The 19,319-nt window shown below is 70.5% G+C and carries 17 protein-coding genes and 1 pseudogene; 8 read left to right on the top strand and 10 right to left on the bottom strand.

Going from position 1 to position 19,319, the window contains the following annotated elements; translation table 11 throughout:
• Nucleotides 1-120: 120 nt before the first annotated feature.
• From gmk to LRS07_RS06485, 3 genes are all read left to right on the top strand, one after another.
• Complete coding sequence (gene gmk / locus LRS07_RS06495) at nt 121-741, top strand: guanylate kinase (RefSeq protein ID WP_260501146.1); 621 nt, start codon at nt 121-123, stop codon at nt 739-741.
• 29 nt (nt 742-770) lie between these two features.
• Nucleotides 771-974 (top strand): DNA-directed RNA polymerase subunit omega, encoded by a 204-nt coding sequence (gene rpoZ / locus LRS07_RS06490; RefSeq protein ID WP_260501145.1) that lies wholly within the window; start codon nt 771-773, stop codon nt 972-974.
• A 172-nt stretch (nt 975-1,146) separates the two neighbouring features.
• On the top strand, nt 1,147-3,456 hold the full coding sequence (locus LRS07_RS06485) for a RelA/SpoT family protein (RefSeq protein ID WP_260501144.1): 2,310 nt from the start codon (nt 1,147-1,149) through the stop codon (nt 3,454-3,456).
• A 49-nt stretch (nt 3,457-3,505) separates the two neighbouring features.
• Here LRS07_RS06485 and LRS07_RS06480 read toward each other — a convergent pair.
• From LRS07_RS06480 to LRS07_RS06460, 5 genes and pseudogenes are all read right to left on the bottom strand, one after another.
• Nucleotides 3,506-4,229 (bottom strand): annotated as a pseudogene (locus LRS07_RS06480) (ABC transporter ATP-binding protein).
• On the bottom strand, nt 4,226-5,023 hold the full coding sequence (locus LRS07_RS06475) for an ABC transporter ATP-binding protein (protein WP_260501143.1): 798 nt from the start codon (nt 5,021-5,023) through the stop codon (nt 4,226-4,228). The pseudogene LRS07_RS06480 and the gene LRS07_RS06475 overlap by 4 nt, the downstream one beginning before the upstream one ends.
• A gap of 8 nt (nt 5,024-5,031) precedes the next feature.
• On the bottom strand, nt 5,032-6,162 hold the full coding sequence (locus LRS07_RS06470) for a branched-chain amino acid ABC transporter permease (RefSeq protein ID WP_260501142.1): 1,131 nt from the start codon (nt 6,160-6,162) through the stop codon (nt 5,032-5,034).
• A gap of 12 nt (nt 6,163-6,174) precedes the next feature.
• Entirely contained in the window at nt 6,175-7,098 is a 924-nt protein-coding gene (locus tag LRS07_RS06465) for a branched-chain amino acid ABC transporter permease (protein ID WP_260501141.1), read from the bottom strand.
• Nucleotides 7,099-7,123: 25 nt separating this feature from the next.
• The gene (locus tag LRS07_RS06460; protein ID WP_260501140.1) at nt 7,124-8,476 is read right to left on the bottom strand and encodes a replication-associated recombination protein A; all 1,353 of its coding nucleotides are present in this window, start codon (nt 8,474-8,476) and stop codon (nt 7,124-7,126) included.
• A gap of 122 nt (nt 8,477-8,598) precedes the next feature.
• Between LRS07_RS06460 and LRS07_RS06455 the strand changes: the two genes are divergently transcribed.
• Complete coding sequence (locus LRS07_RS06455) at nt 8,599-10,251, top strand: methyl-accepting chemotaxis protein (RefSeq protein ID WP_260501139.1); 1,653 nt, start codon at nt 8,599-8,601, stop codon at nt 10,249-10,251.
• 8 nt (nt 10,252-10,259) lie between these two features.
• Here the strand turns inward: LRS07_RS06455 and lolA are convergent, their stop codons facing one another.
• From lolA to LRS07_RS06440, 3 genes are all read right to left on the bottom strand, one after another.
• Complete coding sequence (gene lolA, locus LRS07_RS06450) at nt 10,260-10,880, bottom strand: outer membrane lipoprotein periplasmic chaperone LolA (RefSeq protein ID WP_260501138.1); 621 nt, start codon at nt 10,878-10,880, stop codon at nt 10,260-10,262.
• 68 nt (nt 10,881-10,948) lie between these two features.
• Nucleotides 10,949-13,336, bottom strand: a complete 2,388-nt coding sequence (locus tag LRS07_RS06445; RefSeq protein ID WP_260501137.1) for a DNA translocase FtsK — start codon at nt 13,334-13,336, stop codon at nt 10,949-10,951.
• 48 nt (nt 13,337-13,384) lie between these two features.
• Complete coding sequence (locus tag LRS07_RS06440) at nt 13,385-14,056, bottom strand: Crp/Fnr family transcriptional regulator (RefSeq protein ID WP_260501136.1); 672 nt, start codon at nt 14,054-14,056, stop codon at nt 13,385-13,387.
• A 175-nt stretch (nt 14,057-14,231) separates the two neighbouring features.
• Here LRS07_RS06440 and trxB point away from each other — a divergent pair, with 175 nt between their 5' ends.
• The 3 genes from trxB (at nt 14,232) to rpmG (ending at nt 15,780) form a co-directional block, all read left to right on the top strand.
• Entirely contained in the window at nt 14,232-15,191 is a 960-nt protein-coding gene (gene trxB, locus LRS07_RS06435; RefSeq protein ID WP_260501135.1) for a thioredoxin-disulfide reductase, read from the top strand.
• Nucleotides 15,192-15,349: 158 nt separating this feature from the next.
• Nucleotides 15,350-15,583, top strand: coding sequence for a 50S ribosomal protein L28 (gene rpmB, locus LRS07_RS06430; RefSeq protein ID WP_260501134.1), 234 nt, complete (start codon nt 15,350-15,352; stop codon nt 15,581-15,583).
• Nucleotides 15,584-15,609: 26 nt separating this feature from the next.
• Nucleotides 15,610-15,780 (top strand): 50S ribosomal protein L33, encoded by a 171-nt coding sequence (rpmG, locus tag LRS07_RS06425; protein WP_046113738.1) that lies wholly within the window; start codon nt 15,610-15,612, stop codon nt 15,778-15,780.
• Nucleotides 15,781-15,883: 103 nt separating this feature from the next.
• On the opposite strand, the gene LRS07_RS06420 is transcribed toward rpmG, so the two are convergent.
• Together LRS07_RS06420 and LRS07_RS06415 are read right to left on the bottom strand one after the other, a co-directional pair.
• Nucleotides 15,884-17,488 carry an ABC transporter substrate-binding protein gene (locus LRS07_RS06420; RefSeq protein ID WP_260501133.1) on the bottom strand — a complete coding sequence of 535 codons (1,605 nt, stop codon included), beginning with the start codon at nt 17,486-17,488 and terminating at the stop codon, nt 15,884-15,886.
• A gap of 115 nt (nt 17,489-17,603) precedes the next feature.
• Complete coding sequence (locus LRS07_RS06415) at nt 17,604-18,305, bottom strand: c-type cytochrome (protein WP_260501132.1); 702 nt, start codon at nt 18,303-18,305, stop codon at nt 17,604-17,606.
• Nucleotides 18,306-18,455: 150 nt separating this feature from the next.
• On the opposite strand from LRS07_RS06415, the gene LRS07_RS06410 reads away from it, so the two are divergent.
• Nucleotides 18,456-19,310, top strand: a complete 855-nt coding sequence (locus tag LRS07_RS06410) for an AAA family ATPase (protein ID WP_260501131.1) — start codon at nt 18,456-18,458, stop codon at nt 19,308-19,310.
• Nucleotides 19,311-19,319: the final 9 nt, after the last annotated feature.

Here is a 19,319-nt window from a genome sequence, read left to right as displayed (position 1 = left end):
CCGCCGCGTGCAATGCGACGGAGTGGGCAGCGGAGGCCCGCCGGCCACTGCTAGACTGCCCGACCGCCGCCCCGGCGGCCCTGCCCGCCGCGCTGCGGCCCCGACCCTTCAGGTCCTGCGATGCAGACCCCCGGCAACCTCTTCGTCGTCGCGGCGCCGTCCGGTGCCGGCAAGTCCAGCCTGGTCAAGGCGCTGCTGGAACTCGACTCGCACCTGGCGGTGTCGGTCTCGCACACCACCCGACCGCCGCGCGGCCAGGAACAGCACGGCCGCGAGTACTGGTTCGTCGACCGGCCGACCTTCCAGCGCATGGTCGACCACGGCGACTTCTTCGAGTGGGCGGAGGTGCACGGCAACCTCTACGGCACCTCGCGCTCCGGCGTCGAGCACCGGCTCGCCCGCGGCGAGGACGTGGTGCTGGAGATCGACTGGCAGGGTGCGGTGCAGATCAAGACGCTGTTCCCCGACGCCATCCTGATCTTCATCCTGCCGCCGAGCTGGGAGGAACTGCGGCAGCGGCTGCAGCGCCGCGGCGAGGATGCACCCGACGTGATCGAGCAGCGCATGGTCAACGCCCGCCAGGAGGTGGCGCAGGCCCGCCACTTCGACTTTGTTATCATCAATGCCCTCTTCGAGACCGCGCTCTTCGACCTGAAGACCGTCGTCCACTCCCAGCGGCTCAAGTACGCCGCGCAGCGCAAGGCCCGTTCCCAGGTGTTCGCCGCGCTCGACCTGATCTGACCCACCTGCTGCAAGCGAGAAACAAGACCATGGCCCGCATCACCGTCGAAGACTGCCTGGACAAGATCCCCAACCGCTTCCAGCTGGTGCTCGCCGCCACCTACCGCGCCCGCATGCTCAGCCAGGGCCATGCGCCCAAGGTGGAGACGAAGAACAAGCCGGGCGTCACCGCGCTGCGCGAGATCGCCGAGGGCCACGTCGGTCTGGAGATGCTGCGCAAGGTGCCGATCTGACCGCCGGTCACCCCGCCGACATGGGCGCCTGAGGGCGCCCGTTTTCATTCCGGCGTGCGGACGGGCACTCCGTCTGCCCCCCGCCCCAGGCCGGCAGGCGATGGCCGCCCGCCCGACGCTGGCTTGCACGCCACCGGCACGGCGCACCGGCAACTCAGGCTAAATTGAGCCCATGGGCATCCGCTCCTTCGCCGTCGACCACCTGCCCGCCGCGCTGACCGGCCTGCCCGGCTTCGGCGGCTCCGGCACGGCGGTGGACAAACCGGGCGACCACGCGAACAACTCGGCCGCCGCTTCCTTCGCCGCCCTCACCTCGCGGCTGGACTACCTGTCCAAGGCGGACATCAAGCGGGTGCGCGAGGCCTACAAGTTCGCCGACGAGGCGCACCTCGGGCAGTTCCGCGCCAGCGGCGTGCCCTACATCACCCATCCCATCGCGGTGGCCGGCCTGTGCGCCGAGTGGAAGCTCGATGCCCAGGCCATCATGGCCGCGCTGATGCACGACGCGATGGAGGACTGCGGCATCACCAAGGCCGAGCTGGTGGAGCGCTTCGGCACCGCCACCGCCGACCTGGTCGACGGCCTGACCAAGCTGGACAAGCTGCAGTTCTCCACCCGCGAGGAGTCGCAGGCCGAGAGCTTCCGCAAGATGCTGCTGGCGATGGCGCGCGACGTGCGCGTCATCCTCATCAAGCTGGCGGACCGGCTGCACAACATGCGCACCATGGCCGCCATGGCGGCCAACAAGCGCCAACGCATCGCCCGCGAGACGCTGGAGATCTACGCACCGATCGCCCACCGCCTGGGCCTGAACCAGACCTACCGCGAGCTGCAGGAGCTGAGCTTCGAGCACCTCAACCCCTGGCGGCATGCCGCGCTGGCCAAGGCGCTGCAGCGCGCCCGAGGCTACCGGCGCGACATCGTCGAACGGGTGCGCGGCGACGTGCTCAAGGCCTTCGCCGGCGCCAAGCTGAAGGTCGACGTCACCGGCCGCGAGAAGACGCTGTATTCCATCTACCGCAAGATGCGGGAAAAGCACGCCGGCTTCGCGCAGGTCAACGACATCTTCGGCTTCCGCATCGTCGTGCCGCAGCTGTACGACTGCTACCTCGCGCTCGGCGTGCTGCACCAGCTCTACAAGCCGGTGCCCGGCCGCTTCAAGGACTACATCGCCATCCCCAAGGCGAACGGGTACCAGAGCCTGCACACCACGCTGGTCAGCCCGCTCGGCACCCCGGTGGAGTTCCAGATCCGCACCGAGCCGATGCACGCGGTGGCCGAGAAGGGCATCGCCGCGCACTGGCTGTACAAGGTCGACGGCAAGGGCGACCAGGTCGGCGAGGCGCAGCGGCTGGGCGCGCGCTGGCTGCAGAGCCTGCTCGACATCCAGGACGAGACGCGCGACGCGACCGAGTTCCTGGAGCACGTGAAGATCGACCTCTTCCCCGACGCGGTCTACGTCTTCACGCCGAAGAGCAAGATCCTCGCGCTGCCGCGCGGTGCCACGCCGGTGGACTTCGCCTACGCCATCCACTCCGACGTCGGCGACCACTGCGTGGCGGCGACGGTCAACGGCGAGCCGGTGGGCCTGCGCACCGAGCTGCGCTCGGGCGACGTGGTGGAGGTGATCACCGCGCCCGGGGCCAGGCCCAACCCGGGCTGGCTCAACTTCGTGCGCACCGGCCGGGCGCGCTCGAAGATCCGCCACTACCTGAAGAACCTGGAGCAGGAAGAGTCGCAGGCGCTGGGCGAGAAGCTGCTGACCCAGGCGCTGCGCGCCGAAGGGCTGCGCATGCCGTCGGCCGACCCGGGCGACGAAGCGGCGGTGGCGCTGTGGGCGCAGCTTTCGCGCTGGGCCGGCGCGCGCAACCGGGCCGACCTGCTGATCGACATCGGCCTCGGCCGCAAGATCGCCACCATCGTCGCCAAGCGGCTGGCCCAGCTGATGGTCGAGCAGGGCGTGCGGCCGGACGCGGTAACGCTGTCCATGGGCCTGTACGGCAGCGACGAGGGCGTGCCCCACCAGGGCCAGGGCCTGGTGGTGGTGGACGGCAGCGAAGGGGCGTCGGTGCAGCTGGCGCCCTGCTGCAAGCCCATCCCCGGCGACCACATCGTCGGCTACCTCGGCCGCGGCGAGGGGCTGATGGTGCACACCGGCGACTGCAGCATCGGCCGGCGCCTGTTCGAGCGCGACCGCGAGCACTGGATGCAGGTGGAATGGGCCGAGGAGCTGACCCGACCCTTCGAGACCGGCGTGCAGGTGCTGCTGAAGAACGGCAAGGGCGTGCTGGCGCGGGTGGCGCAGGCGGTGAGCCAGGCCGAGGCCGACATCACCCACATCGACATGGGCGACGAGCGCGCCGGCGAGACGGCCGAGCTGCGGTTGTCGCTGAGCGTGCGCGACCGCCTGCACCTGGCGGACGTGTTGCGGACGTTGAAGCGGTCGCCGGCGGTGCTGCGGGCGCACCGCATCAAGCCTTGAGTGGTTCGTTTGCTTGCACAGGCGCCCAAGGGCCGCCCGGCACCACCCATCACTCCCCGAGATAAGCCGCCCGCACCCGGGGATCCGCCAGCAGCTCCCCCCGAACCGCTCATCACGATCTCGCCCGAGTCGAGCACGTAGCCCCGGTCGGCCAGGGCCAGCGCCCGCGCGGCGTTCTGCTCGACCAGCAGCACCGTCGTGCCGCGGGCGTGGATGTCGGCCACGACCTCGAAGATCTTGTCGACCATGATGGGCGACAGGCCCATCGACGGTTCGTCCAGCAGCAGCAGCTTGGGCCGGGCCAGCAGGGCGCGGCCCATCGCCAGCATCTGCTGCTCGCCGCCGGACAGGGTGCCGGCGAGCTGGGTCCGGCGCTCGGCCAGCCGGGGAAAGAGCGCGTACACCTGCTCGGTGTCGGCCTGGATGCCGTCGGCGTCGCGGCGCACGTAGGCGCCCATCTGCAGGTTCTCGGCGATGGTCATGCGGGTGAAGGTGCCGCGGCCTTCCGGCACCATGACCAGCCCCTGGCGCACCAGGTCCCAGGCCCCCTGTCCGGCCAGCGGCCGCCCCATGAAGCGCAGTTCGCCGGCGGCCGGCGTCAGCAGCGCGGTCAGCGCCTTCAGCGTGGTGGTCTTGCCGGCGCCGTTGGCGCCGATCAGGCTCACCAGTTCGCCTTCGCGCACCTCGAAGTCGATGCCCTTGACGGCCTGGATGCCACCGTAGGCCACGCGCAGGCCCTGCACCTCCAGCAGCGGCTGTGAAGCGTTGTTCATGCCGACTGCACCTCCTGCGCCGCCTGGGCGCCGAGGTAGGCCTCGATCACCTTCGGGTCGCGCTGCACCTGCGCCGGGCTGCCCTCGGCGATGACCTTGCCGTAGTCGAGCACCGTCACCCGGTCGCACAGGCCCATCACCAGCTTGACGTCGTGCTCGATCAGCAGCACCGTGCGGCCGTCGGCGCGCACCCGCTCGATGAGCTGCCGCAGCACCACCTTCTCGGTGGCGTTCATGCCGGCCGCCGGTTCGTCCAGCGCCAGCAGCTGCGGCTCGGTGGCCAGGGCGCGGGCGATCTCCAGCCGGCGCTGGTCGCCATAGCTCAGCGTGCGCGCCCGCGAATGGGCGTAGCGGCCGATGCCGACGTAGTCGAGCAGCGCCTGCGCACGTTCGGCGATCTCGGCCTCCTCGCGCCTGAAGCCGGCGGTGCGCAGCACCGCGCCGACCAGGCCCGAGCGGCTGCGCGCGTGGCGGCCGACCATCACGTTCTCCAGCGCCGTCATCTCGGCGAAGAGGCGGATGTTCTGGAAGGTGCGGGCGATGCCCGCCTGGGCCACCTTGTGCACCGCGCTCGGGCGGTAGGGTTGGCCGGCCAGCTCGAAGCGGCCGGCGTCGGGCACGTACAACCCGGTGATGACGTTGAAGAAGGTGGTCTTGCCCGCGCCGTTGGGACCGATCAGGCCGTAGACCTGGCCGCGTTCGATGGTCATGCCCACCTCCGACAGCGCCTGCAGGCCGCCGAAGCGCTTGGACACGCCCGCCACCCGCAGCACCACGTCGCCCGGCGGCGTCATGGGCGCGCTCACCGGGGCCGCCCCTCGCCGGCGTGGGCCAACTCGTCGTCGGTGTCGATGGTGGTCGGCAACGGGCTGGCGCCGCCGCGGTGCTCCGGCGAGGGCCACAGCCCGCGCGGGCGCAGCAGCATGATGCCGATCATCGCCAGCGCCACCAGCAGCTGGCGCAGGATGGAGGCGTCGAGCCGGCCGTCGGTGAGCTGCTGCAGCGGCCCGGCCACGTAGCGCAGCACCTCGGGCAGCGCGGCCAGCAGCAGCGCGCCGAGGATGACGCCCGGCAGGTGCCCGAGGCCGCCGAGCACCACCATGGCGACGATCATGATCGACTCCTGCAGCGAGAACGACTCCGGCGAGACGAAACCCTGGAACGACGCGAAGAGCACGCCGGAGACGCCGCCGAAGGTGGCGCCCATGCCGAAGGCCAGCAGCTTCAGGTTGCGGGTGTTCAGGCCCATGGCCTTCGCGGCCACCTCGTCCTCGCGGATGGCCATCCAGGCGCGGCCGATGCGCGAGCGCTCCAGCCGCCAGCAGATCACCACGCTCAGCACCACCAGCAGCAGGAAGAAGTAGTAGTACAGCGTGACCGACGCCAGCGTGTGGCCGCCGATCTCCAGCGGCCGGCCGAGGTTGAGCCCGAACAGGCGGATGGGGTCGATCTGCGACAGGCCCTTCGGCCCGTTCGTGATGTTGACCGGCGCTTCCAGGTTGTTCAGGAAGACGCGGATGATCTCGCCGAAGCCCAGCGTCACGATGGCGAGGTAGTCGCCGCGCAGCTTCAGCGTCGGCGCCCCCAGCACCACGCCGAAGAGGCCCGCCAGCAGCGCGCCGATGGGGATGACCAGCCAGAACGGCAGGTGCAGGCCATTGGGGAAGGCGGCCTTGAAGCCCTCGAAGGTCTCCGACAGGTGGGGGCTGGCGAGCAGGCCGAACAGGTAGGCGCCCACCGCGTAGAAGGCGACGTAGCCCAGGTCGAGCAGCCCGGCGTAGCCGACGACGATGTTCAGGCCGAGCGCCAGCAGCATGTACAGCAGCGCGATGTCGAGGATGCGCACCCAGGCGTTGCCCAGGGGCTGCAGCGCCAGCGGCAGCAGCAGCAGGAACAGCGCACCGGCCACCACGAGCAGGACGTGCTTCTTCATGGTCGTCGCCCCTCAGGCCCGGTCCGCCACCCGCTCGCCGAGCAGGCCCTGCGGCCGCAGGGTCAGCACCAGGATGAGCACGACGAAGGCGAAGATGTCCTGGTAGTGGCTGCCCAGCACCCCGCCGGTGAGCTGGCCGATGTAGCCGGCGCCCAGCGATTCGATGAGGCCCAGCAGCAGACCGCCCACCACCGCCCCGGCCAGGTTGCCGATGCCGCCGAACACCGCCGCGGTGAAGGCCTTGAGCCCGGGCAGGAAGCCCATGCTGTGCTGCACCGAGCCGTAGTTGGCCGCCCACATCACGCCGGCCAGCGCCGCCAGCACCGCGCCGATGACGAAGGTGGCCGAGATGACGGTGTCGGGCCGCACGCCCATCAGCGCCGCGACGCGCGGGTTCTCGGCGGTGGCGCGCATGGCGCGGCCCAGCGAGGTGCGGTTGACCAGCCAGCTCAAGGTGACCAGCGCCAGCGCGGTCAGCACGAGGATCAGCACCTGGGTCGGGTTGATCACCGCGTCGCCGATCTCGAACGGCTCGTCGGGCAGCAGGATGGGGAAGGACTTGTACTCGGGCTTCCAGACAATCATCGCCAGCGTCTGCAGCAGCAGGCTCATGCCCATGGCGGTGATCAGCGGCGCCAGCCGCGGCGCATTGCGCAGCGGCCGGTAGGCGATCTTCTCGATGGTGAAGTTCAACGCGCCGCAGACCACCATCGCCACCAGCAGGCCGGCCAGCAGCAGCGCCGGGCCGGGCAGGCCGCTGTCGGCCAGCAGCGTGACCACCGTCCAACTGGTCAGCGCCCCGACCATCAGCACCTCGCCGTGGGCGAAGTTGATGAGGTTCACGATGCCGTAGACCATGGTGTAGCCGAGTGCGATGAGCGCGTACATGCTGCCCAGCACGAGGCCGTTGATCACCTGCTGAAGGAAGAGGTCCATTGGGGGATCGCGGTGGTTTGAAGGGTCAGTGGCCCGACGGCGCCTGCGCTTCGGCGTTCAGCCGCCGCAGCTCGGCCAGGCGCTCGCCGATGCGCAGTTCCAGCCCGCGGTCCACCGGCCGGTAGAAGTGCAAGTCCGGGGCCAGGCCGTCGGGCAGGTAGCGCTCGCCGGCCGCGAAGCCGCCGGCCTCGTTGTGCGCGTAGCGGTAGCCCTCGCCATGGCCGAGGTCCTTCATCAGTTTCGTCGGGGCGTTGCGCAGGTGCGGGGGCACCGGCCGCGAGCCGTCGCGCTTGACGAAGGCCTTGGCCTCGTTGAAGGCGGCGTACACCGCGTTCGATTTGGCGGCCACGGCCAGGTAGACCACCGCCTGCGCCAGCGCCAGCTCGCCTTCGGGCGAGCCGAGGCGCTCGTAGGTCTCGGCGGCGTCCAGCGCCAGGCGCAGCGCGCGCGGGTCGGCCAGGCCGATGTCCTCGCTGGCCATGCGCACCAGCCGCCGCGCAAGGTAACGCGGGTCGGCGCCGCCGTCGACCATGCGCACGAACCAGTACAGGGCCGCGTCCGGGTCGGAGCCGCGCACCGACTTGTGCAGCGCCGAGATGGCGTCGTAGAACTGGTCGCCGCCCTTGTCGAAGCGGCGCATCTGCTCGCCCAGCGCCTGCTCCAGCGCCGCCTCGTCCAGCACCGTGCCCGCGGGTGCCAGCGCGACCAGGGTGTCGTAGGCGTTGAGCAGGCGCCGTGCGTCGCCGTCGGCATAGCGCACCAGCCGCTCGCGCGCCACCTCGGTCAGCGGCGGCGCGCCGAGCGCCGCCTGCGCGCGGGCCAGCATTTCGGCCATGTCGGTCTCGTCCAGCGCCTGCAGCACGTGCACCGTGGCCCGCGACAGCAGCGCCGCGTTGACCTCGAAGGACGGGTTCTCGGTGGTGGCGCCGATGAAGGTGAACAGGCCCGATTCGACGTGCGGCAGGAAGGCGTCCTGCTGCGCCTTGTTGAAGCGGTGCACCTCGTCGACGAAGACCACCGTCGACCGGTGGCTCTTCTGCGCCGCCTGCGCCCGCTCCACCGCGTCGCGGATGTCCTTGACGCCGCCCAGCACCGCCGAGATGGCGATGAACTGGGCGTCGAAGGCACCGGCCACCAGCCGCGCCAGCGTCGTCTTGCCGACCCCCGGCGGCCCCCACAGGATCATCGAGTGCAGCCGGCCGGATTCGAAGGCCGTGCGCAACGGCCGCCCAGGGCCGAGCAGGTGGCGCTGGCCGATCACCTCGTCCAGCGTGCGCGGCCGCAGGCGTTCGGCCAGCGGCGCCGACGGCACAGCGGCGGCCGACCCCCGAGGGGCCGGCGGCGGGTCGTCCTCCAACGGCAGGGACAGCGCTTCCATCGCGCGGGGATTGTGGCAGCCCGCGCGTGGCGCGTGCCGCAGTTCACGACAATGCCGCCGGCGGCCTCAAGCGGCGCAGGGAAACGCCGTCAACGGTGGACAACGAACAGGGAGGCCCTTCGATGGGACTGACGACGTGGCGCCGACTCAGGATCGGCACGCAATTGATCGCCGGCTTCGGCCTGGTGCTGGGCACCATGGCCGTGGTGCTGGGGCTGGCGCTGACCAGCTTCGGGCAGCTCGGCCGTGCCGACGAGCAGCGGGAGACGGCCAGCCGCCGCATCGAGCTGGTGCAGGCGCTGCTGTTGGACGTGGTGAACATGGAAACCGGCCTGCGCGGCTTCGTGGCCAGCGGCAAGGAGCCCTTCCTGGAGCCGTTCACGCAGGGCCGGCAGCGTTACGCCCAGCACCTCGACGAGGCGAAGACCGCGCTGGCCGGGCAGACCGCCCAGCTGGAACGGCTGCAGCGGCTGGCCGACGCCGCGACGGCCTTCGCCGAGGTGGCGGACAAGCTCATCGCCGCCCGCCGCGACGCCACCCAGTTGATGAGCGGCACCGAGGAGCTGGTGGCCCAGTTCTCCGAGGGCCGCGACAAGAAGGCCACCGATGCCATCCGCGAGGAGGCGAAGGCCATCGAGCAGGCCGAGAAGGCGCTGCAGCACACGCTGGCCGAGCAGTCGGCCAGCCTGCGCCGGACGACCACCTTCGTCATGACCGCCGGCGGCCTGGTCGCGCTGGCCTTCGGCGTGGTGCTGGCGGTGGGCCTGGCCCGCGCCATCGGCCGGCCGCTGGCCCAGGCGGTGGAGGCCAGCCGGCGCATCGCCACCGGTGACCTGACGGTGTTGCTGGACGCCCGGCGCGACGACGAGATCGGCGCCCTGCTGCGGTCGCTGCACGAGATGCAGCAGTCGCTGCAGCAGGCGGTGCACGGCGTGCGCGAGAACGCCGAGCGCGTCGCCCGCTCGAGCAGCGGCATCGCCGAAGGCAACGGCGCCCTGCGCGACCGCACCGACGCGCAGGCCGCGTCGCTCCAGCAGGCCACCGCCTCGGTGTCGCAGCTGCACCAGACGGTGCAGCGCAACGAGGCCGACGCGGTGCAGGCGCGCCAGCTGGCGCTGTCGGCGTCCCAGGTCGCGGCGCGCGGCGGGCAGGTGGTGTCCGAGGTGGTGGCGACCATGCAGGGCATCAGCGAGGCGTCGCGCCGCATCGCTGACATCACCGGCGTCATCGACGGCATCGCCTTCCAGACCAACATCCTGGCGCTGAACGCGGCGGTGGAAGCCGCCCGCGCCGGCGAGCAGGGGCCGCGGCTTCGCCGTCGTCGCCGGCGAGGTGCGCACGCTGGCGCAGCGCTCGGCGGAGGCGGCCCGCGAGATCAAGCAGTTGATCGGCACCAGCGTCGAGCGGGTCGAGCAGGGCTCGACGCTGGTCGACCAGGCCGGCGGCACCATGCACGAGATCGTGCAGGCCATCGAGCGGGTGAGCGGCATCGTGCAGGCGATCAGCGACTCCAGCCGCACGCAGGGCGAGGGCCTGGGCCAGGTCAACCAGGCGGTGACCGACATGGACCGCAGCACCCGCGAGAACGCCAGCCTGGTGCAGCACAGCGCCGCGGCGGCGGACAACCTGTCGCAGCAGGCGCAGGCGCTGGTGCAGGCGGTCGCGGTGTTCCGGCTGCGCGAAGGCGTGAGATGAAGCCCCCGGGCGCCCGGGGCACCGGACACCACCCCCGGCGGGGGCGCTCAGCCGGCTTGGGCCAGCCCGGCGCCGGCTGAGGCCGCCGCTACTGCTCGATCAGCTCGGCGCCCTTGGGCAGCACGAAGCGGAAGCTGGCCGGCGGCAGGCCGACGTTGGCCTGGAAGTCGGTGAACTGCAGGCGCGAGCGCTGGCCGAAGCCGTCGAGGATGTCGAGCGCGGCCGGCGTGCGGCCCTTGAAGCCGATGCGCAGCTCGCGCAGCGTGCCGTCGGCCGTGCGGGGCTTGGCCAACACCCACTCCAGCCCGTCGGGCTGCGGCCCTTCGGCGGTGAGCACGAAGTCCTTGTCGAGCGAACCGCCGGCCAGCAGCGCCGCCGGCGTCGCGCCGAGCGCGCTGCTCAGCCGCCGCGAGCTGGCCTGGTTCAGGTCGGCGTCGTAGATCCAGACCTTTTCGCCGTCGGCGACGATGCTCTGCTCGAACGGCTTGGCGTAGCTGAAGCGGAAGCGGTCGGGCCGCGAGAACTCGAACTGGCCGGACGAGCTCTTGCGGCGGGCGCCGTCGGGCGACGTCACCGTCTGCGTGAAGGCGGCGCGGCCGCTCTTCACCTCGCGCACGAACTCGCGCAGCGTGTCCACCGCGTCGGCCTGCGCCGCGGCGGTGACGGCCAGCAAGGCGCCGGCCAGGAGGGGCTTGAACAGGAAGGTCATGCGGGCTGAGAGCGGCTGCGGCGCATCGAGGTTCAACGGGCACCCGGGGCGCCGCGCCGACACGCTGGTCAGACCTCCTCGCGCTTGGGCAGGATGAGGTCGCGGTTGCCGTTGGTGGCCATGGCCGAGACCAGGCCCGACTTCTCCATCTGCTCCAGCAGCCGGGCCGCGCGGTTGTAGCCGATGCGCAGGTGCCGCTGCACCAGCGAGATCGACGCCTTGCGGTGCTGCAGGACGATGGCCACGGCCTGGTCGTACATCGGGTCGGCCTCGCCGTCGCTGTCGCCGCCGCCCGGGCCACCGACCTCACCCGCCTCGCCGTCCAGCGTGCCGCCCTCGAGGATGCCCTCGATGTAGTTCGGCTCGCCCTGGCCCTTCAGGTAGTCGACCACCCGGTGCACCTCCTCGTCGGAGACGAAGGCGCCGTGCACCCGCACCGGCAGGCCGGTGCCCGACGGCATGTAGAGCATGTCGCCCATGCCGAGCAGCGCCTCCGCGCCCATCTGGTCGAGGATGGTGCGGCTGTCGATCTTGCTGCTGACCTGGAAGGACAGCCGGGTCGGGATGTTGGCCTTGATCAGGCCGGTGATGACGTCCACGCTCGGCCGCTGGGTGGCCAGCACCAGGTGGATGCCGGCCGCCCGCGCCTTCTGCGCCAGGCGGGCAATCAGCTCCTCGATCTTCTTGCCGACCACCATCATCAGGTCCGCGAGCTCGTCGATGACGACGACGACGAAGGGCAGGCGCTCCAGCGGCTCCGGCGCCTCGGGCGTCAGGCTGAAGGGGTTGCCCAGCGTCTCGCCGCGGGCGTGGGCCTCGTCGATCTTCTTGTTGAAGCCGGCCAGGTTGCGCACCCCCAGCTTGCTCATCAGCTTGTAGCGGCGCTCCATCTCGCCGACGCACCAGTTGAGCGCGTTGGACGCCTGCTTCATGTCCGTCACCACCGGGCACAGCAGGTGCGGGATGCCCTCGTAGACGCTCATCTCCAGCATCTTCGGGTCGATGAGGATGAGCCGCACGTCGCGCGCCTCGGCCTTGTAGAGCAGGCTGAGGATCATCGCGTTGATGCCCACCGACTTGCCGGAGCCGGTGGTGCCGGCGACCAGGCAGTGGGGCATCTTCGCCAGGTCGGCCACCACCGGGGCGCCGACGATGTCCTTGCCCAGCGCGATGGTCAGCTGCGAGGCGGCGTCGTGGTAGACCTGCGAGCCGAGGATCTCGGTCAGGCGGATGGTCTGCCGCTTGGCGTTGGGCAGTTCCAGCGCCATGTAGTTCTTGCCCGGGATGGTCTCCACCACCCGGATGGACACCAGGCTGAGCGAGCGCGCCAGGTCCTTGGCGAGGCCGACGATCTGCGCGCCCTTGACGCCGGTGGCCGGCTCGATCTCGTAGCGGGTGATCACCGGGCCGGGCGAGGCCGCCACCACCCGCACCTCGACGCCGAAGTCCTTGAGCTTCTTCTCGATCAGCCGCGAGGTCATCTCCAGCGTCTCGGGCGTCACCGTCTCCTGCCGCGCGGGCGCGCTGTCGAGCAAGTCCACCTGGGGCAGCTTGGTGTCGTGCGGGTCGGAGAACAGCGGCTTCTGCCGCTCCTTGGCCACCCGCTCCGATTTGGGCACCTCGACCATGGTCGGCTCGATGGCGATCGGCAGGTGGTCCTCGGCGACCTGGCGCTCGGCCTCGACGACGACGCGCCGCTCGGCCTTGGCGCGCTCGCCGACGCGCCGGTCCTCGGCCAGCTCTTTCTCGTGGCGGCGCCGCAGGTGCAGCGATTCCAGCCGCTCGCCCACCGCATCGGCCAGCGCCAGCCAGGAGAAGCGCAGCGCCAGCGACGCGCCCAGCACCAGCACCGCGATCCACCACACGCCGGAGCCGGCGAAGCCCAGCCAGGTCATGCTGGTCGAGCCGAGCTGGTAGCCGAGCACGCCGCCCGACGGGCCGGGCAGCAGCGATTCGAAGCGGTACAGCCGCGTCCACTCCAGCGCGGTGCTGGCCGACATCAGCAGCACCAGGCCGCCCCACAGCGACAGCTTCTCGATCCGGGTGGGCAGTTCGACGCGGCGGCCCTCGCCGCGCAGCAGCCGGGCCAGCGCGCCCAGACCGCAGCGCAGGGCGACCACCGGCAGCCACCAGGCCGACAGGCCGAAGAGGAAGAAGGCGGCGTCCGAGGTCCATGCACCCAGCAGGCCGACCCAGTTGCGCAGCGGCCCGCCTTCGCCCGACGTGGAGAAACCGGGGTCGGTGGGATGGTGGCTGATCAGCGCCAGCACCAGCAGCAGCCAGCCGACCCCGCCGGCGACCAGCAGCGCCTCGGTGCGCCAGCGCGGCGCCTGCGGAACGGTCGCGGCGGGCGCCGGCTTGGCGCGGCCGCGGCGGTGGACGGGGGGCGCCGCACCGGCGGTCGAGGCGCCGGCGACGGCGGGCTCGGAATGCAGCGAGCCGAGCGGAAAGGTCATGCGGCGATTGTCGCCGACCCGGGCCGGGCGGCCGGAGGCGTCGGGGCGTCAGTCGCGCTCGTACAGACGCTCTTTGAGGATGACCGAGCCGTTCTCCTGCGTCTCGATCACGCCGCGCTCCTCCAGGTCCTTCATCACCCGGCTGACCATCTCGCGCGAGGCGCCGACGATCTTGGCCATGTCCTGGCGCGAGACCTTGTTGCGGATGATCTTGATGCCGTTGTCCTCTTCGGCCATGTCCAGCAGCGTGCGGGCGACGCGGCCGTAGACGTCCAGCAGGGCCAGCGACTCGATCTGACGGTCGGCGGCGCGCAGGCGCGACACCAGGCCGCGCAGGATGCCGTAGGCCAGGCTGGTCGACTCGGGCAGGCAGCGCGAGAACTCGATGCGGCCGAGCACCAGCATGTCCGTCTGCACCTCGGCGCGGACCGTCGCCGAATGCGGCTCGTTGTCGATCAGGCTCATCTCGCCGACGTAGTCGCCGGCCTGCATGACGGCGAGGATGACCTCGCGGCCCCGCGAGTCGGCCGTCAGCACCCGTGCCCGGCCGTTGAGCAGGATGAACAGCGCATTCGACTTGCGCCCCTGCTCGACGATCAGCTCGCCGCGCCGGTAACGGCGCTTGACGACACTGTCCGCAATGGATTGGGCCTGATCGCTGGTCAACATGGAGAACAGCGGGACGCGACGGATCAGGTCCAGATTGGACAGCATCGACATGGGGTGAGCCTCCCGGTCTCAAGCGATTCGGACATCGCAGGCCGCGCGCCCGTCGATGGCGTGACAGCCTTCCTAGAATCCGGCAATTGTGCCGATTGACAGGGTTTCTGCCACCGGTTTCAACCCCATGTCAGACTCATAAGCAACGATCCGGCCCCGCGACCATCACCAGCCCATGTCCGCCTCCCCTACCCTCCACGCCCAGGTGCTGATCCTTGGCTCCGGCCCCGCCGGCTACACCGCTGCCGTCTATGCGGCCCGTGCCAACCTGAAGCCGGTGCTGATCACCGGCCTGGCCCAGGGCGGCCAGCTGATGACCACCACCGAGGTGGACAACTGGCCGGCGGACGCGGCCGGCGTGCAGGGGCCGGAGCTGATGCAACGCTTCCTGGCCCACGCCGAGCGCTTCAACACCCAGATCGTCTTCGACCACATCGGCGCGGTGGACCTGGCCCGGCGGCCGTTCACGCTCAAGGGCGACGCCGGGACCTACACCTGCGACACGCTGATCATCGCCACCGGCGCCTCGGCCAAGTACCTGGGGCTGCCCAGCGAGCAGGCCTTCATGGGCCGCGGCGTCAGCGGCTGCGCCACCTGCGACGGCTTCTTCTACAAGGGGCAGGAGGTGTGCGTGGTCGGCGGCGGCAACACCGCGGTGGAGGAGGCGCTGTACCTGTCCAACATCGCCAGCGCGGTTCACCTCGTCCACCGGCGCGACAAGTTCAGGGCCGAGGCCATCATGGTCGACAAGCTGCACGAGCGCGTGGCGGACGGCCGCATCGTCCTGCACCTGCACCAGACGCTGGACGAGGTGCTCGGCGACCCCAGCGGCGTCACCGGCGTGCGGCTGCGTGACGTCAACGACGGCAGCACCCGCGAGCTGGCGCTGCACGGCTGCTTCATCGCCATCGGCCACCATCCGAACACCGACATCTTCCAGGGCCAGCTGGAGATGAAGGACGGCTACATCGTCACCCGCTCCGGCCTGGCCGGCATGGCGACGATGACCAGCGTGCCGGGCGTCTTCGCCGCCGGCGACGTGCAGGACCACGTCTATCGCCAGGCCATCACCTCGGCCGGCACCGGCTGCATGGCGGCGCTGGACGCCCAGCGCTTCCTCGAACAGGCCACCTGACGCCCCCTGCCGAACCGGCCGCTGGCGCACCGGCGGCGGTTTGGGCTAGAATCGCGGTCTTTGCCGGAACGGGCAGCGCCTTGCGTGGCGCGGCCTCGCCGCCCTTCGATGCCTTGAGGGGCGCCGGCACCCCACACGAATTGCTACGGAGAAGCGTCATGGCACGCGTCTGTCAAGTCACGGGCAAGGGCCCGATGGTCGGGAACCACGTGTCCCACGCCAACAACAAAACGAAGCGCCGCTTCCTGCCCAACCTGCAGTACCGCCGCTTCTGGGTCGAAAGCGAGAACCGCTGGGTGCGGCTGCGCGTGACCAACGCCGCGCTGCGCCTGATCGACAAGGTCGGCATCGAGCAGGTCGTCGCCGACCTGCGGGCCAAGGGCGGCCTGTAAGGCCCCGCTGAAACGAGGAGCGCACCATGGCCACCAAAGGCGGACGCGAAAAGATCAAGCTGGAATCCACCGCGGGGACCGGCCACTTCTACACCACGAACAAGAACAAGAAGACGACGCCCGAGAAGCTCGAATTCCTGAAGTTCGACCCGAAGGCGCGCAAGCACGTCCTGTACAAGGAAACGAAGCTGAAGTGAGCCGGACGGCGGGGTCGCTTCGCGCCCCCTTGAAAGCGAGCCCGCCCGCGCCCTGCGCCGGCGGGCTTTTCTTCGTGTCCTCCTGGGACAGACCGCGTGGCGATCAGGGCCGGGGGCCCACCTTCACCCACTGCCACTCGAGCCAGTTGTCGGGGCGGTGCACCACCTCGACGTTCTGGCGCATCGCCCAGGGCACCACCTGCCGGTGCAGCGGGATGTGCAGCACCAGGGCGTTGTGCCGCTTCAGCGCGGCCTTCACCAGTTGCTCGCGCTTGGCGTTGTCGGGCTCGCGGCTGGACGCGGCGGCCAGTTCGTCCAGTTCGGCGTCGCGCACGTTGCCGAAGTTCCAGGCGCCGACGCCCTTGTCGCCCGGGCTGCGGTAGACCGGGGTCAGCGTGGTCTCGGCGTCCGTGATGGAGCCGCCCCAGCCGAGCAGGTACATCGAGGTGTCGCGCCGCTCCAGCTTGGGAAAGTACTGCGCCCGCGGCATGGCGTTGACCTTCACCCGCACCTTCAGCTGCGCCCACATGGCGGCCAGCGCGACGCAGATCTCCTCGTCGTTGATGTACCGGTTGTTCGGGCAGTCCAGCGTCACCTCGAAGCCGTCCGCGTAGCCGGCGTCGGCCATGAGCTTGCGCGCCGCGGCCAGGTCGAAGGGCAGGCGGCGCTCGATCTCCGGGTCGCGGCCATGCGCCAGCGGCGACGGCGTCACCGCGCCGGTGGGCTGGGCCTGGCCGTTCATCAGCCGGGTGCGAATGGCCTCGATGTCCACCGCCTGGTACAGCGCCTGGCGCACCCGCAGGTCCTTGAACGGGTTCTTGTCGGCCGGCACCCGGCCGTACAGCAGCTTGTCGCGCGACTGGTCCATGCCGATGAAGAGCACCCGGTTCTCCGGCCCCTCCACCACCTTGAGGCCGCCGCTGCCGCGCAGGCGGGGCACGTCGCGCGGCGCGGGGTCCTGCACGAAGTCGATCTCGCCGGACAGCAGCGCGGCCAGCCGGGTGGCGTCGTTGCGGATGGGCGTGTAGACCACCTCCTGCAGGTTGCCCTCCATCTGGCCCCACCACTGCGGGTTGCGCTTGTAGACGGTGCGCACGTCGGGCTGGCGGCTCACCAGCACGAAGGGGCCGGTGCCGTTGGCGTGCAGCGCGGCAAAGGTCTCCTCCTTGCCCTTGAAGTCCTGCGGCCGCACCACCTTGTGCTGCTCGCTCCACGACTTGCTCATGATGAACAGCGTGTTCAGGTGCTGCAGGAAGATCGGGTTGACCTGCTCGAGCTGGAACTCCACCGTCAGCGCGTCCACCTTGCGCGGCTCGCCCACCGCGTTGGCATACGCCTGCAGCGCCGACGTCGGCTCCCTGGCGCGCCGGATGGAGAACACCACGTCGTCGGCGGTGAAGGGGCTGCCGTCGTGGAACTTCACGTTCGGCCGCAGCTTGAGCCGCCACAGCCGAGGCGACACCTGCTGCCACTCGGTGGCCAGCTGCGGCGCCAGGCCGAGCTGCTTGTCGCGCCCGACCAGCGTCTCGTAGACCTGCGCATTCATGGCGTTGGTCAACGACTCGTTCTGCGCATGCGGGTCCAGCGTCTGCGGGTCGCCCTGGGTCGCCCAGCGCAGGACCTGGGCCTGGGCGCCGAGGGCCAGCAGCGCGCCCGCCAGCAGCGGCAGGACGCGGCGCAAGATCCAACGGTGGGGGGCGTGCGGCATGCCAGTCTCCTTCGTGCAATCCCTGGGCAGGACGGCGGCGAGTGTAGGCAGGCAAGAAAAAGGCCGCTGCGGGCAGCGGCCTCTTGTTCGCCGTGGCGCGCGAAGCGCCCCGAGGTCAGTTGCCCCTGAAGCGCGACTGCGGCACCGTCTTCAGCTCGCCGGGCAGCGAGCCGATGTACTCGGCCATCTTCTTCAGCTCGGCCGGCGAGAACTGCTTGACCTGCGCCGACATGATGGCGTTGTTGCGACCGAAGTGCGCGTTGTTCTCCGCCTTGTAGGCGCGCAGGCTGACCTCGAGGTAGTCGGCGTACTGGCCGGCGATCTTGGGGTAGGTGGGGTCCAGCGGCTTGTTGAAGTTGGCGCCGTGGCAGGACACGCAGGCGCCCTTGGTCAGCAGGGCGGCCACGTCGGCCGGCGGCTGCTTGGCGGGCTGCTCGGGCGGGGCCTCGCCGCCGGCTTCCTTGCCCTGCTGCTCGTAGAAGGCCGCGATGGTGTTGATGTCCTGCTCGGTCAGCGTGGTCGCCACCCCGCGCATCGTCGGGTGCTTGCGGTCGCCCTTCTTGTAGGCGGTCAGCGCGGCGGCGATGTACTTGGCGCCCTGGCCCGCGATCATCGGCACCTTGTGCACCACCGGGAAGCTCGACTGGTAGCCCGGGATGTTGTGGCAGCCGATGCACATGGCCACCAGCTTGGCCGCCGGCAGGCCCTGGGTCGCGTCCACCGCGGCGGTCGGTGCCTGGGCCCCGGCCGGGGAGGCCAGGGTGGCCGCGAGCAGCGCGGCTGCTGCGCCGGGCAGCCGAAGGGCGAGCTTGTTCATCATGTCTGGGATGCTTTTCCGACCAACCGTCGATTATAGGGTCGCCCCGTATACTGGCCTGAAGCCCTCGGCACCGCCGCATCGGTTGCACCGGGCGCGGCGGCGCCTCCCCCTCCGCGCGCCATACCGCGCCCTCCAGCGGCCCGCAGCATGAAATTCCAAGGCTCAGACCAGTACGTCGCCACCCAGGACCTGCGCCTGGCCGTGAACGCCGCGATCACCCTGCAACGGCCGCTGCTGGTCAAGGGCGAGCCGGGCACCGGCAAGACCATGCTGGCCGAGGAAGTGGCCGCGGCGCTGAACCTGCCGCTGCTGCAGTGGCACGTCAAGAGCACCACCAAGGCCCAGCAGGGCCTGTACGAGTACGACGCGGTGAGTCGCCTGCGCGACAGCCAGCTCGCCGACATCGACGGCGGCGAGCGCGTGCGCGACATCCACAACTACATCGTCAAGGGCGTGCTGTGGCAGGCCTTCGAGGCCGACCGGCCGGTGGCCCTGCTGATCGACGAGATCGACAAGGCCGACATCGAATTCCCCAACGACCTGCTGCGCGAACTCGACCGCATGGAGTTCTACGTCTACGAGACGCGGCAGCTGATCAAGGCCCGCCACCGGCCGCTGGTGTTCATCACCTCCAACAACGAGAAGGAGCTGCCGGACGCCTTCCTGCGCCGCTGCTTCTTCCACTACATCAAGTTCCCCGACGCCGACACCATGCGGCAGATCGTGGACGTGCACTACCCCGGCCTGAAGAAGGAGCTGCTCGGCGCCGCGCTGAAGACCTTCTACGAGGTGCGCAACCTGCCGGGCCTGAAGAAGAAACCGAGTACCTCCGAGTTGCTCGACTGGCTGAAGCTGCTGGTCGCCGAGGACATCCCGACCGAGGTGCTGCAGAGCAAGGACGAGAAGGTCGCGGTGCCGCCGCTGGTCGGCGCGCTGCTGAAGAACGAGCAGGACGTGACGCTGTTCGAGAAGCTCGTCTTCATGCAGCGCAACCACCGCTGAAGGACCAGG

The sequence above is a fragment of the Aquabacterium sp. J223 genome (genome assembly GCF_024666615.1).
Classification (GTDB): Bacteria; Pseudomonadota; Gammaproteobacteria; order Burkholderiales; family Burkholderiaceae_C; genus J223.
The sequence above is the reverse complement of the archived record's forward strand: the minus strand, read 5'-3'. Positions and strand labels throughout refer to the sequence as shown.

What these genes read in the sequence shown, in the direction of transcription:
- rpoZ (WP_260501145.1), top strand. Translation starts at nt 771, where the DNA reads ATGGCCCGCATCACCGTCGAAGACTGCCTGGACAAGATCCCCAACCGC.
- LRS07_RS06475 (WP_260501143.1), bottom strand. Translation starts at nt 5,023, where the DNA reads ATGACGCCGCCGGGCGACGTGGTGCTGCGGGTGGCGGGCGTGTCCAAG.
- LRS07_RS06415 (WP_260501132.1), bottom strand. Translation starts at nt 18,305, where the DNA reads ATGAACAAGCTCGCCCTTCGGCTGCCCGGCGCAGCAGCCGCGCTGCTC.
- lolA (WP_260501138.1), bottom strand. Translation starts at nt 10,880, where the DNA reads ATGACCTTCCTGTTCAAGCCCCTCCTGGCCGGCGCCTTGCTGGCCGTC.
- rpmB (WP_260501134.1), top strand. Translation starts at nt 15,350, where the DNA reads ATGGCACGCGTCTGTCAAGTCACGGGCAAGGGCCCGATGGTCGGGAAC.
- LRS07_RS06445 (WP_260501137.1), bottom strand. Translation starts at nt 13,336, where the DNA reads ATGACCTTTCCGCTCGGCTCGCTGCATTCCGAGCCCGCCGTCGCCGGC.
- trxB (WP_260501135.1), top strand. Translation starts at nt 14,232, where the DNA reads ATGTCCGCCTCCCCTACCCTCCACGCCCAGGTGCTGATCCTTGGCTCC.
- LRS07_RS06460 (WP_260501140.1), bottom strand. Translation starts at nt 8,476, where the DNA reads ATGGAAGCGCTGTCCCTGCCGTTGGAGGACGACCCGCCGCCGGCCCCT.
- LRS07_RS06440 (WP_260501136.1), bottom strand. Translation starts at nt 14,056, where the DNA reads ATGTCGATGCTGTCCAATCTGGACCTGATCCGTCGCGTCCCGCTGTTC.
- rpmG (WP_046113738.1), top strand. Translation starts at nt 15,610, where the DNA reads ATGGCCACCAAAGGCGGACGCGAAAAGATCAAGCTGGAATCCACCGCG.
- LRS07_RS06485 (WP_260501144.1), top strand. Translation starts at nt 1,147, where the DNA reads ATGGGCATCCGCTCCTTCGCCGTCGACCACCTGCCCGCCGCGCTGACC.
- LRS07_RS06455 (WP_260501139.1), top strand. Translation starts at nt 8,599, where the DNA reads ATGGGACTGACGACGTGGCGCCGACTCAGGATCGGCACGCAATTGATC.
- LRS07_RS06470 (WP_260501142.1), bottom strand. Translation starts at nt 6,162, where the DNA reads ATGAAGAAGCACGTCCTGCTCGTGGTGGCCGGTGCGCTGTTCCTGCTG.
- LRS07_RS06465 (WP_260501141.1), bottom strand. Translation starts at nt 7,098, where the DNA reads ATGGACCTCTTCCTTCAGCAGGTGATCAACGGCCTCGTGCTGGGCAGC.
- gmk (WP_260501146.1), top strand. Translation starts at nt 121, where the DNA reads ATGCAGACCCCCGGCAACCTCTTCGTCGTCGCGGCGCCGTCCGGTGCC.
- LRS07_RS06420 (WP_260501133.1), bottom strand. Translation starts at nt 17,488, where the DNA reads ATGCCGCACGCCCCCCACCGTTGGATCTTGCGCCGCGTCCTGCCGCTG.
- LRS07_RS06410 (WP_260501131.1), top strand. Translation starts at nt 18,456, where the DNA reads ATGAAATTCCAAGGCTCAGACCAGTACGTCGCCACCCAGGACCTGCGC.